6 protein-coding genes are annotated in these 14571 nt (G+C 38.1%); all 6 read right to left on the minus strand.

Annotated features, from left to right (window positions below; all coding sequences use genetic code 11):
- Positions 1 to 118: 118 nt before the first annotated feature.
- Positions 119 to 1906 carry an autotransporter outer membrane beta-barrel domain-containing protein gene (locus tag ACFIMP_RS06955; RefSeq protein WP_375686167.1) on the minus strand — a complete coding sequence of 596 codons (1788 nt, stop codon included), beginning with the start codon at positions 1904 to 1906 and terminating at the stop codon, positions 119 to 121.
- Positions 1907 to 2046: 140 nt separating this feature from the next.
- Positions 2047 to 4395 carry an autotransporter family protein gene (locus ACFIMP_RS06960; protein ID WP_375686168.1) on the minus strand — a complete coding sequence of 783 codons (2349 nt, stop codon included), beginning with the start codon at positions 4393 to 4395 and terminating at the stop codon, positions 2047 to 2049.
- 631 nt (positions 4396 to 5026) lie between these two features.
- Complete coding sequence (locus ACFIMP_RS06965) at positions 5027 to 7549, minus strand: autotransporter outer membrane beta-barrel domain-containing protein (RefSeq protein WP_375686169.1); 2523 nt, start codon at positions 7547 to 7549, stop codon at positions 5027 to 5029.
- A gap of 373 nt (positions 7550 to 7922) precedes the next feature.
- A complete protein-coding gene (locus ACFIMP_RS06970; protein WP_375613553.1) occupies positions 7923 to 8111 on the minus strand; it encodes a hypothetical protein in 189 nt (62 codons plus the stop codon).
- A 632-nt stretch (positions 8112 to 8743) separates the two neighbouring features.
- Positions 8744 to 13789: an autotransporter outer membrane beta-barrel domain-containing protein gene (locus tag ACFIMP_RS06975; RefSeq protein ID WP_375686170.1), complete on the minus strand. Its 5046-nt coding sequence runs from the start codon at positions 13787 to 13789 to the stop codon at positions 8744 to 8746.
- Positions 13790 to 14418: 629 nt separating this feature from the next.
- Positions 14419 to 14571, minus strand: a 153-nt coding sequence (locus ACFIMP_RS06980; protein WP_375613586.1) for an autotransporter outer membrane beta-barrel domain-containing protein, incomplete at its 5' end; no start/stop codon positions are given.

The raw sequence follows: 14571 nt of genomic DNA on the forward strand, positions 1-14571 counted from the left end.
ATATTTCTCCCCTCTCTCATAAAAAATAAAACTTTGGCCTCATTATGTCTCTTTTATAAGAGACAAAACGAAACATAATGAGAGCGCGTTATATTTCAAGATAGGAATACAAGTATTTTTAAAAGTGATAGCGCATTCCAGCGGCAATATTTATTGCAGAGATGCCAGCTTTTTTGAATTTATGTTGATAGCTGATATCACTATGAAGCTCTATATTTTGCGATAAGTGCGCCTGAATACCAAAACCACCTTCAATTAAAGATTCCATAGCAGCAAGCGAAAAGTTTTCACTAAAAGTTTTGATCATGTTCAGTTTTCCGTAGAAGGAAAGGGCATGGCCTTTGTTTTGTGTCAAACGTCCACCAATACGGAGCAACCATTGATGAGGTTTGCTTATGTCTATTTTAGAGTTATCGTCATCTGAGAAAGAGCTCTTATCTGATAAAGAACCAAGCATGAGACGTTGATAAACAAGTTGTGCTTGCGGTTCTAGGATTACACCTTCAAAACTGGTTGACAGTTTTTGACCAACAGTTGCAGCGGCTCCTAATGTTTTACTATTCTTCACTTTTGAGGTATGTTTGATGAGAGCTGTAGCGTGATTTTCTTTGAAAATTCCATAAGAGAGAAATGCACTTGCATAGATGCCACTGTCATGCTGAATATTTCCATATGCGGTGAGTGACCATTTATCAAACATATTTTTTTGAAAGCTCTCCTTGTTTTTAGGAGTAAAAGATAATTTCCCATATGTTCCGAAAAGACCAAAGTTGCTGCTGATATTTTGATCTTTTAGCGCTATTAGTGTTGCTCCTGCTTGCAATGCAGCATAGCGAATATCTGCTTGGATACCATCTTGTTTTGCTTGAACCTTAGAAGAAAAGGTGCTTTTATTGCCATAAGAGGATAAGAAAACGCCTCTCTCTGGATGATCTTTGGGCTCAAACATTGTTATTTGCATATTGTCTAACAAGATATTTTGATTGTTGACATCACTAAACCCAACAGCAAACATCGCAATAGGCATGGTTAAAGAACTTTCTCCTTGTGGTGTAAGAGTTGTGCTTTTTGCTGTTCCATCAAGAGAAGTAGAAGCTGCGGTTGCTTTATCATCATCTGTAAGTTTAGAGGTGCTCTCTGTAGCCGCGGTAGCAGTATTCTCAACCTTTGGGAGCAAATTCATATGCGCTTTTTCGGATGGAAGAGTCGTTTTCGATGCTGAGGAAGTGGTGTTTGTTTGGGGATCAATATCAGATTGCGAATTTTCATTTATTTTAGGCTGTCTCATTCCATGATCTGTTCTTGTGAATGAAGTGTCCTTGTGTTGGGCAGCAACGTGAGCGGGTGGTAATTTATCACTAGCGCGTCTTTGTCTTGTGCTGGAGTCAATAAGAGGTTGTTTATTCTCTTCAGATGCAGGAGGGGTTGGTTCTTCTTTTTTCTTCACGTTGGTTATTCCATCGTTGTTCAAAGTCTCTAATACTGCTTTGCGTAAAGTATTGGAAAGTTCCTTGTTTTGTCCTTGTAAAGCACTATCCACTTGTGCTGCTTTATGTAATATTTCTGCTTTATTTTGCAGTTCAGACCAATTACGGTTGTCTTGGCTCATCCATTCTTGGCGCGCAGCATTAACACGCCGTTGGGTATTGGCATCAAGTGCTTGGTTGAAGTGCGCATTATCTTCCATCATGGCGCCAGAGGCTATCTTTTCAAGATTTTTTTCTGCTTGTGTTGGTGTGTTTATTAAATCAATGGCATGGCGATATTGTTCAGGTAATTTCATAATCCCTTCAATGGCATGGCGTTCCTGGGGGCTTAGACCAGAGGCGGTGCTGGTAGATGTGAAGTTAAAAGAAGAAAAAAATAAAGCACAAGCGGCTGTACATAACAAAAGATTCTTATGCATAGAGATGTTCCTTAAGATATTTTCTTTATTTTGCTAAAAATGAACCACTTTTTGACACATTACGGTTTTTTGTAATGTAGTTAAGCAGCACTGTTTTCATCTCAGCGCTGCTTATGCGTCAAAATAGAGAGCTAAGATTTCTAAAAGCGATAACGCATTCCTCCGGAAAAATTAATTCCAGAGAACCCAGCTTTTTGAAGTTTATGTTGGTAATTAACGTCAGCATGAAGTGCGATATTTTTAGAAAGCTGCGCGTTAATGCCAAGCCCACCTTCAAGGGAAGAGCCCATAGAATCGAGATGGAAAGATTCCATAACATCGATAGCGCGCTTCTCACCAAAAGCTTTGATGACATTCAATTTACCATAAAAAGAAAGAACACGATCTTTTTCAATAGGAAGCATTGTTTTTGTTAAACGCCCTCCAATACGGATCAACCATTGATAAGGGGGCTTTATATTAACTTGGAAGCCATCAATATCTGAAAGAGTGCCAAAGGCAATATGTTGATAAATAAGTTGTGCTTGTGGTTCAAAAGACAGCCCTTCAACACCAGTTGCTAGTTTTTGTCCAACGGTAGCTGATATATTTAATGTATCCGTATTGTTTAATTCTGTGGTGTTGCCGATAAGGGCTGTTGTAATATGTCCGTTTAAAATGCCGTAGGAGAAAAGTGCATTAATATAGAGACCATTGTCATGGTGGAGATTCCCATATACCGTAAAGGACCATTTATCCAGTATGCTTTTGTCAGAACCTTCCATGTCCTTTGGCGTAAAAGCGAGCTTTCCATATGTGCCTAAAAGACCAAGATTCGCGGTTATATTTTGATTTTCTAACGTTGTTAATGTCATGCCTGCTTGTATAGCAGCATAGTGAACATTAGCACCATAACCATATTCCAATGGACTACGGCTGGAAGATAACGTCATCTTGTTGCCATAAGTCGATAAAAATATCCCTTTTTGTTTATGACCTTCTAATCCAAAAACTGTTGAGTGCATATTATCTAACAGTGTATTTTGATTGTTTATATCAGCCAAGCCAGAGGAGAATATTGCATTATGCATAACCAAATAGCTTGCCATTTGAGGAACAAGAGCTTTGATTTTTCCTTCATCATCAAGAGTTGCATTTTGTAGACGGAAATCCCAAAACTCTTCACTTTCTTGCAAGAGACTTTGCTGTTTGTCAGCTCTCCCACGGCTGGATGTTGGTCCATAGCCATTTAATACATATTTATAGGGCAATCCACCCATTGTAGTGTAGCCATTTGCCAGCGTGAAGGCGGCTTCCTCTGCTTTTCCAGACACCTGAACAAGTGAGAGACCACGCGCATTCAAAGGAATTGAAACTTCATCATTATCGAATGGTTCTGCACGCTTTGAAAGATTGTTGAAATAGATCGTTGTGGTGCCTGAGACATTACCATGAACGAGAACACGGTCAGTTTTTTGTTGTTCTTTTATAAGACCATTACTCCATTCGGTATTAAAGTAAATCCTTGCGTTGCCCAATGCATTGTAAACCGTTGTTGCATCGGAGCTTCTGTTTTGCTCTGCTTTCGCAGCTTCAGCTGTTGGCTGTTTTCCCACATGCAAGGTTTGATATTGATTGTCTGCTAGTTTATGCGGCGCATTAAATATAATAGAGCTATTATTAAGGTTCAATACTGAGACAATAGACTGTGCACGTTGTTTAATATCAGTGAGCAAGTATCCTTTAGAGCTGTCAAATTCTTTGTCTACTTCAAATTGACTAATCTTTAGGGACCACTTGCTGTTATTGTTGAGAGTAAAAATCGTTGTATTTTGAGGTAAAGTCTTTGCTCGCCCTTCTATAATCGAATTGTCAGCGCTTAATATAAAAGTGCGAGGATCGATATCTTTTGAGTTTTCTGGGATTTTATTTTTTAATAATATATCAGAACGAATTTCTGAACTTTTAAGTTCTACCTCAGCAACAGATTTTGCATAATCTGGTCCTAGAATACCAATACCATTTTCAACAAGAAGTTTTGTGTTGGTAAGAATTGCTTTATTGATAACTTTTTCGCCCTCTTTTACTTGGGAACTTGGGATGTAATCAAAAAGGATACCACGACTTTTGTGATGTCCGGAAACATTTATGATTGAATCTTCAATATGGATGATGCCGTTTGAAATTTCTAAACCACGGGAATTTGATTTTCCTACAGTTTTTTTAGCATGAATACGTCCACCTGTTGTTGCGGTAAATAAATTTGAGTCTGAACGCATTGTTGAATTTGTAATGGTGATAAAGGCTTTGTCATCAGCAACCACTGTTGTATATGCGCTGCGGATAAAAACGTTATTAAAGTTTTTTTCTTCTCCTGCTTTATCCGCACGAGCCATAACCATTGTAGGAGCTGATGTATTTGCATAAGTTGAACCGAAATGAGAAAAAATCAAAGTTCCAGCAATTGTACATAACAAAAAATTTTTCTTATAAATATATTTCTTACACATAGATATGCCTTTAGTATTTGGTATGCTTTGATGCTTACTTCATTCCCCTGATGGCGCAAGTACCCAGACAGTTTCTATATCATTATGTTTTTATTGTAAACAACAAAACGAAATATTGCGTCGTGTTCTTTATCGTTTAAAAAATGATTTTAGAAGAGCTTTTAAAATAGAGATTGCAGTTAGAAACTATGAATTGCAGAAAAGCTAGATTGATCAGTATTCCGTTTAAAAGTGTTAAGAAACAAAATATTTTGCAAGGATGTTTGTTGCTTAAGGCTGTTGTTATGGAAACTTTACAAAGTTTTTGGAGAAGCTGTTGTTGTGTGCTTACAAAAAGCTTTTAATTGATTTTCTTACACAGAGAATTATTTATTACGTGTTTTAAAATACAAAAAATTTTATTAAAAGCATTTGATTTTTATAAATCAAAAAGGCAGCTCTCTTGAGAATTCAGTATTCATTTAGAGATAACAGATTTTATTACATTTGGTTTGAGTGAGATTAATTGGCTCAAGAAAGGTGGTAGAAAGAATAGTTGTTAACGGTTCTTTCCGATAGATTATAAAAAGGCAGCACATTTGCACTGCCTTTTATTAAAATGAATAGAATATAAATTGTTTTTTGCGTTTTCTTAAAACTGATAGCGTACTCCACCTGAAAAACTTGCTCCAGATATACCAGTTTTTTGAAGCTTATATTGATAGTTAACATCAGCATGAAGGGCGATATTTTGTGATAATTGTGCATTTACACCAAATCCACCTTCAAGGGCAGCTCCTATAGAATCAAGGTGGAATGGTTCACCAATCTGTATCGTACCATTGTTAGAAAAAGCTTTAACAACGTTTAGTTTACCATAGAAAGAAAGAATACCGCCGTTTTCAATAGAAAGCTTCGTTTGCGTTAAGCGTCCACCCACACGCACTAAGTATTGATAAGGATTTCCCATATCCACATCAAAGCCATCGACATCTGAGAGTGTGCCAAGCATGAGGCGTTGATAAACAAGTTGTGCTTGTGGTTCAAAGACCAATCCTTTCCTACTGGTTTCGAACTTTTGTCCAATGGTTGCTGATGCACTGAATGTATCAGCATTTTTCAATTCTGCAGTCTTTCCTATGAGAGCTGTGGTGATATCTCCCTTGAGCATTCCATAGGAGAAGAGCGCATGGATGTATATCCCATTATTATGGCGCAGCCCACTATATGCAGTAATTGACCATTTATTGAGTGTACTCTTGTCAGCACCTTCCATGTCTTTAGGGGTGAAAGCTAATTTCCCATATGTCCCCAAAAGACCGAAATTGGCGGTCATATTTTGATCTTCTAGAGCTGCTAATGTAATGCCTGCCTGTAAAGCTGCATAGTGAATATCGGCACCATAGCCATATTGTAATGGCGTACGGTGAGAGGATAATGTCATCTTATTTCCATAAGTTGAGAAGAAGACTCCTTCGTTTTTATGATCTTTTGTCTCAAAGGTGTTTTCCTGCATCGAGTTGAGTAAAGTGTTTTGATTGTTTATATCAGCCAGTCCAGCTGAGAATAGTGCGTTAGGCATGGACAAATAGCTTGCCACTTGAGGAACGAGAGCTCTGATCTTTCCTTCATTATCGAGAGTCGCATTTTGCAAGCGAAAATCCCAGAAATTCTGATTTTTTTCCAAGATGTTTTGTGCGTTGTTTGCTTGTCCAAGGGATGATGAACCGGTATTTTGCGCTTCTTTCTCTTTTGGTGAAACACCTTCAATCATTGTTCCTGATGCTGATATCGTGTAGATTGTGTAGTCTTTGAGGGTATTTTCTTTTGATTCTTGTGATATTCCGCTAAAATGACTTTGTGTGCTATCGGCTGTCCCATGGCTGGATGTTGGACCATAGGCTTTGAGTATATATTTATAGGGCAATCCCCCCATTGTGGTGTAGCCGTGTGCAAGTTTGAAGGAATCTTCATTTGCATTTCCAGAAACTTGAATGAGTGAAAGACCACGCATATTCGAAGACACAGAATCTTCAGCTTTTAATATCTCACCTTTCGCAAGGTTCTTGATATGGACTGTTGTGCTGCCTGATACATCACCATGTATAAGGAGGCGGTCAGCTTTTTGCTGTTCTTTTACTAGACCATCACTCCATTCAATATTAAAATAAATTTTTGCATCGCCTGTGGCATTGTAAACTGTATTATAAGTGCTTTCTATATCGGGGATTGTACTTCCCTCAGGTCTACGAACCTCAGCTGTTCGCCCTACATACAAGGTATGATAATGATCTTTTTCCCGCCCTTGTGGTGTCTTAAATATGATAGAACTATTATTAAGATTCAGTACTGAAACGGTAGAAAGGGCTCGTTGTTTAATATCACTGAGCTCATAGTTAAATACATTAAAGTCAGTATCGACTTCCTCTTGAGAGGTCTTTAAGTACCATTTGCTTTTGTTATTCAGAGTCAAAACCGTTGTATTGACTTTTAAAGTTCTTGCTCGTCCCTCTATTGTTGAATTATCAGCGGTTAATGCTAAAGTTACAGGAAGAGTATCGTTGTCATAATATTTACGTTTCGTTTTATTTCTCAATAATACGTCAGATCGAATTTCTGAGTCTTTAAGTTGAACTTCAGCAACGGCTCTTGAGCAGTAGGGACCAAGAATACCGGTACCGTTTTTCACAAGAAGTTTTGTATTGCTAAGAACAACCTTATTGACAACTTTTTCTCCACTTTTCAGTGAAGAATCTTTTGTTTCATAAAAAACGATACCACCGGCACCTCCTCGTTGGACGGTTATGGTTGAATCTTCAACGTTGATTATACCATTCTTTGTTTCTAAACCTTTGTACACTGTATTTGCTTTAATTTCTTTAGCATGAATGCGTCCACCTTCTGATACAGAAAGTGCAGACATTTCCGTGTGTATTGTTGATTTTACAATTGTGATAGCTGCTTTATCATGCGCTAATATTCCAGGTCCTTTATCGCGGACAAGAACATTATTTAAAGTCTTTTCTTCTCCCTTATTTAATTCAATCTTCCCCAAAATTTCAGGAGTTTCAGGAGCCGATGTATTTGCATAAGTTGAACCGAAATGAGAAAAAATCAAAGTTCCAGCAATTGTACATAACAAAAAATTTTTCTTATAAATATATTTCTTACACATAGATATGCCTTTAGTATTTGGTATGCTTTGATGCTTACTTCATTCCCCTGATGGCGCAAGTACCCAGACAGTTTCTATATCATTATGTTTTTATTGTAAATAACAAAACGAATTATATTGGTGGTCTACTCTATGATTTGAAGTTTTGCTTCAGAAAAACTTTTTTCATGATCATAAAAAGTCGAGAAAAGTGGATTTCATAAAACCTAGCTTGGTTAAGCTTATGCTAAAAGCACTATGAAGTATGATATTTAAAAACTGTCTATTAAAGATAATCGCTATAAAAGCTCTATAGCGTTGAGATGTATTATTTGATGCACTAACCAAAACGATCAGCAAATTTTCTCTGCTATAAGAAGAAGAGATGAGGGGGCTATTCACAGGCTTTCTTTAAAGAGGCTAAGGGTACCAAAGTCCATTTTTCTAAGTCCGCACCGTCCATTTCGCGGCGGCGGCCCGTGAAGGGTATAACGCTAAAGCTATAGAGTCCCATCATCTTTACGCTTACGAAGGAGCAAGCCGATACCTTTACGTTTAATAAAAGAGCAAGCCCATCACACATTTTGCTAGCTCCCAATGTTTGTGACAAGCTCTTGACACTTGAGGCGGTTCATGAGAAGAATTCTCAGGCTTTTCTTATATAACTTTTCTCCACACGCCAGCCCTGCTTGTAACGTGCAAGAAAATTTTTAATTGATTCAACATAAAACAAGTTTGAAATGAGAGAATCCTACGATATTAGGGACTCTCATTCAACATGGAAAACAAAGAATTATCTTTATAAATCAATATACTGTATGGAATTAGAGGGATAAGCATTGTCAAAATGGTTTGCCTAAAAACGGTACATGGACATATAAATGAATCCTTACAGGGTGGTGTTAAGCTAATGGATTGAAGAAACAGGAGGATAAACATAGAAAAGGTATGAAGAGAGAGTTTCTTTTATCATTATCTTTTCCAATGTAGTCTTCTTTTTATTATCTAAAAATACACTTTGCTTAGCTTTATAGACAAATTCGATAATGAATATGCCGCGTGACTCGTGTAAATAGGAGGGAAGGAGATCATTGAGGAGAAAAGAAAAAAGTTTCAGGGGATAAGAATAGTAGCTTACATAGATTAAAAAGGCAGTATGTATACTGCCTTTTTTGTTAAATTGAATAGAATGAATAGGCTATTTACAGACTTTCCTTAAAACTGATAGCGTATGCCACCTGAAAAGCTTGCACCACTTATACCAGTTTTCTGAAGCTTTTGTCGATAGCTTACATCAGCGTAAAGAGAGAAATTGTGAGACAGTTGTGCATTGATGCCAACGCCGCCCTCAATTGCTGTTCCTATGGGATCAAGGTCAAAATCTCTGCCAATCTGGATGGTACCATCATCACCAAAGGTTTTGATCAAGTTTGCTTTTCCATAGAAGGAAAGGGCAGGACCATTTTCAGTGGTCATAATGGTTTTGGTTAAACGTCCACCAACACGGATCAACCATTGAGAAGGATTTTTCATATCAACGGTAAAATTATCAGCATCTTCAATGGTATTAAACATCAAATGTTGATAAGCAAGTTGTATTTGGGGCTCGAAGGTTAAACCTTCCATTCCGGTAGAAAATTGTTTGCCAACGGTGGTGGAAATACTCAACATTTTTACATTGTTCAATTTCGCGGTTTTACCAATGATAGCATTGGTGATATCGCCCTTTATTATCCCATAGGATAAAAGCGTATCGATATAGAAACCACTGTCATGTTGTACACTACCATAGGCAGTGAGAGACCATTTATCTAGGGTGCTTTTACTTGCATCCTGCATCTCTTTTGGAGTGAAAGACAGCTGCCCATAGGTACCTATAAGACCGAAATGTGTCGTGGTATTTTGTCCTTCTAATGCCGCTAATGTGACACCGGCTTGGAGAGCAGCATAGCGAATATCAGCACCATAACCATATTTAAGGGGACCGCGTTTCGAGGATAAGGTTCCTGTACCCCCATAGGTAGAGAGGAAGAAACTGTTTTTTAGATTTTTCTGCTCTCCCAAGACTGTTGTTCTCATATTGGCTAAAAGTGCATTTTGCTTGGCCATATCGGCTAATCCAGTATAAAAGAGGGCATTTGGCATAACCAAATAACTTGCCATTTGTGGTACAACTGCTCTTACTTTTGAATCGGGGTCAAGAAATTCAGGCTGCAAGCGGAAGTCCCAGAAATCTTTATCCTTTTCATCGAATAAGTTTTGGTTAGCATTGGCTTTGCCATAACTTGATACTGGTCCATAGGCAGTCAGCGTATATTTATAAGGAGTTCCTCCTATGGTGGTATAGCCATTTTTCAATTTAAAGGAGTCTTCTTTTGCTTCTCCAGAAACTTGAATAAGTGAAAGTCCACCTATATTTGAAGGAGGAGAAGCATTTTCTACACTCTCGTTATCCTCTGAAACACTTTTGACATAAACTGTTGTGGTGCCTGCTACATCACCGTGAATGAGAAGCCTATCGGTTTTTTGTGCATCTATTGCAACACCATCACTCCATATAGCGTTGAAATGAATTTCTGCCTTACCAGAGGCATTATAGACTGCTAGAGTGGTTGGTATTCCAGATCCTACATGCAATGTATGATAATGATCTTCTACCAGCCCATTGAAAACAATAGAACTATCATTGAGATTGAGCACAGAAATATCAGAACGTGACCTTTGAGCAATAGCAAGCAGTTTTCCATCATCATCGGTTTCTTTTGTACTGGTTTTCAATATCCATGTTGCCTTGTTTGTCAAATCAAAGCGTACAGTTCTGTTTTCTGCAATTTTTGCTCTTCCCTTTAATACGGAGTGATTAGCATTTAATGTAAAAGCAAAATTATTTTCTTTAGTTGAAGCTTTTGCTGCTAATAAAATATCGGCACTGATTTCTGAATTTTTGAGATTGGCTATACCGATTGATTGGTCTGCGTTAATTCCAATGCTATTTTCAGTGCGAATCTTTGTATTTGTCAAGTTGATTTCTAAGGCGTTATCGTCCTCGGATTTATCAAATATTATGCCACTGTTTTCTGCTGTTGCAGAAACATTTGTTACATCAATATATCCGCTATTTTTTACAACAAATGCTGATCCTTTTGCTGCTACGGTCCCTCCATTCATTTTAATTGTGCCACCGTTTTCTGCATAAAGTCCGATGAAAGTATTGCTAATCGCTGTATTTCCATGCAATTCAATTAAGCTGTAAGGATTACTGGCAGCTGCACCGTATCCGTTGCCATCCATTGTTGTTAGAGCAACGTCTGTGACCTTAATATGTCCACCATTCATTGCGAACAATGCCATGTTTGCAGCGGTTACAGTTCCTCCCGTCATTGTGATTGCACCACTATTTTCTGCATTAAGCCCGATGAAAGCATTATTAATTGTTGTCTTTCCATGCAATTCGATCAAGCTATCAGGATCGGTGGTAGCTGCGCCATAGTTACCATTTATTGTTGTTAAAGCAACATCTGTGACTTTAATATGCCCACCGCTTTTTGCAAGCACTGCCACGTTTGTTGCGGTTACAGCTCCTCCCGTCATTGTGATTGCACCACTGTTTTCTGCATTGAGCCCGATGAAAATATTATCAATTGTTGTCTTTCCATACAATTCAATCAAGCTTTCAGGATCGGAGGTAGCTGCTCCGTATCCGTTACCATACATCGTTGTTAGAGCAACATCTGTGAGCTTAATATGTCCCCCGCTTTTTGCAAGCAATGCCATGTTTGTTGCGGTTACAGTTCCACCTGCCATTGTGATAGTACCACTATTTTCTGTATAAAGTCCGATGAAAGCATTATTAATCGTTGTCTTTCCATGCAATTCAATCAAGCTTTCAGGATCGGAGGTAGCTGCTCCGTATCCGTTGCCATACATCGTTGTTAGAGCAACATCTGTGAGCTTAATATGTCCTCCGCTTTTTGCAAGCAATGCCATGTTTGTTGCGGTTACAGTTCCACCCGCCATTGTGATAGTACCACTATTTTCTGTATTAAGCCCGATGAAAGCATTATCAATTATTGTCTTTCCATATAATTCAATCAAGCTGTCAGGATCAGTGGTAGCTGCACCGTATCCGTTGCCATCCATTGTTGTTAGAGCAACATCTGTGACCTTAATATGTCCACCGTTTGCTGCAAACAGTGCCATGTTTGTTGCGGTTACAGTTCCATCCGCCATTGTGATAGTACCACTATTTTCTGTATAAAGTCCGATGAAAGCATTATTAATTGTTGTCTTTCCATGCAATTCAATCAAGCTGTTAGGATCGCTGGTAGCTGCACCGTATCCGTTGCCATCCATTGTTGTTAGAGCAACATCTGTGACCTTAATATGTCCACCGCTTTTTGTAAGTACTGCCGCGCTTTTCCCAGTTACAGTTCCACCCGCCATTGAGATAGTACCACTATTTTCTGTATAAAGTCCGATGAGAGCATTATTAATTGTTGTCTTCCCATCCAATTCAATTAAGCTTTCAGGATCGGTGGAAGCTGCACCGTATCCGTTTCCGTCCATCGTTGTTAGAGCAACATCTGTGATCTTAATATATCCACCGTTCATGGTAAACAATGCTGCGCTTTTTGCAGTTACAGCTCCTCCCGTCATTATGATGACACCACTGTTTTCCGCATCAAGTCCATTTATAGCATTAGTAATCGTTGTCTCTCCATCCAATTCAATAAAGCTGTAAGGATCGGTGGAAGCTGCCCCGTATCCGTTTCCGTCCATCGTTGTTAGAGCAACATCTGTGACCTTAATATATCCACCTTTTTGTGCAAATAATGCTCTATTTCCCGCAGTCACTGTCCCTCCCATCATTATGATTGTAGAGAATAAACCGTCTGCATAGAGTCCATCACCATCAGATGATGTAACTTGAACGCTGCCTTCTTTACTATTGGCTAAAGTAATGAAGCTGCCGTTCATTACGTATAGCCCTGTGTGTTCTCCATCAAATGCTCCTCCTAATATCGTTACTTGTGAACCATCTTCTGCCGATATGCTGGTGTCTGCTTGCGTAATGGTTACATTTTCTAAAGTGAGATGACTTCCGGCAAAGGCCGTTATTCCTGTGTATAAAAACTCTTCTTTTTCATTTTCTAATTCACTTTCCCATCCAGGGTCTAATTCATTGTCCGATGTTTTCACACTTTCTAGCTTGCCTTGATCACTTATGCTGGTATTTGCATAAGTAATGGTTACATTTTCTAATTTGTTTTTATCGCTTTTGCTCTCATTGAAGAACGCACCAGTTTCAAAAGCCGTAATGGTTCCTCCAGTCATTGTGATTGTGCTACCGTTTGTTGCATAAAGCCCAATTACAGCGTCATTAATTACCGTATTTCCGTGTAGTTCAATTGTGCTGTCAACATCATTAGCTATTGCACCGATTCCGGTGCCATCTTTTTTTAAAGTAACATCTGTGACGTCAATATGTCCGCCATTTTCTGCAAGTAATGCTGTATTTTCTCCAGTGACTGATCCTCCTATCATTGTGATTGTGGATTGTGCACCATTTGCATAGAGTCCGTCACCATGAGATGATGTAACTTGAACACTGCCTTTTTTATTATCGGCTAATTCACTATAGGTTAAAGTAATAGCGCTGCCTTCTGTAGCAGATATTCCTTTGAGTTCTCCATCAAATTCTCCTCCTAAAATCGTTACTTCAGAATGATCATTTGCAAATATACTGGTGTTTGCTTGCGTAACTGTTACGTTTTCTAAAGTAACTTTGCTTTTGTTGTCGGCATTTATTCCCTTGTCCATGAAGTGGCCATCTTTACCGCTTGATATTGTTACACCTTCCAGCTTATTTTTATCATTCATACTGTTTTCGAAGAAAGCGCCAATTTCAGAAACCGTAATAATGCCTCCAGTCATTTTGATTGTAGCACCATCTTTTGCATTAAGACCAAGACGAATGTCAAAATCAGTTCCTTTAATGGCTGTGTCTTGCAGTAATGTAATCGCACTGCCAAGACCGTCAGCTGTTACAGCATAAATATCCGTGTCTTTATTCCCAACCACAGTTAAATGTGTGCCGGTAATTTCCCCGTTGTCTTTTGCATTAATAATCTCATACGTTGTGTTAGATACTTCTTTTTTCTCGCCGGAAACTTCAAGAGTTTCAGCATATACATTGAGATGGGTGTTGAATAGCATGACAGCTATGACAGCTGTGCAGCATAAAAGGGATTTTTTACACATCAAGATTTTCCTAACTTATAAGAGCCACACACTCTTCCCCCGCTTATAAGAAGGATATCAAATGGATGGATATTTTAGAGATGGAACGTGAATAGGATATTTTTATTTTTGTGTAAAGTATAAATTAACTTATACATTTAGCATATAATGTATTATATTTAAATTCATTTAGTATTAAATGAATACATTATGTTAATATTATGTAAGTATTATAAGTTTTTCTATTCAAGATATGTGTTATGTTTGCATAAAACTTGTTGCTTATGCTTAAAGAAAAGAAATAGGCAAGAAAATTTCAAAAAACTGTATACTTGAGCCTGATAGGGATCTCTTCCAACATCATGAAACCAAAGATGATACCATAGCTTTCATGTTTTTCTTTAACACGGTTACGATAAAATAGCGCTCATTGATTTTTCAATCGACTTTTAGTTTTTTTCAAGGGATATTTTTACTAGTTAAAAGCGCGATATTTTATTGTCTTGAGTTTTTTAACTAATTTTCTTAAAGAAAAATGTTGGCGGTGTGTATTGGTAGAAAAGAATAGGGGAGAGATAAAAAGGCAGCATACTGTGCTGCCCTTTTTGTTAAATTGAATAGAATGAATAGGCTATTTTTACAGCCTTGATTTAAAACTGGTAGCGCATGCCACCTGAAAAGCTTGCACCACTTATACCAGTTTTCTGAAGCTTTTGTTGATAACTTACATCACCATGAAGGGAGAAATTGTGAGACAGTTGCGCATTGATGCCAACGCCGCCTTCAATTGCAGGTCCCATAGG

Source organism: Bartonella sp. AP65SXKL, from assembly GCF_042195725.1.
Classification (GTDB): domain Bacteria; phylum Pseudomonadota; class Alphaproteobacteria; order Rhizobiales; family Rhizobiaceae; genus Bartonella.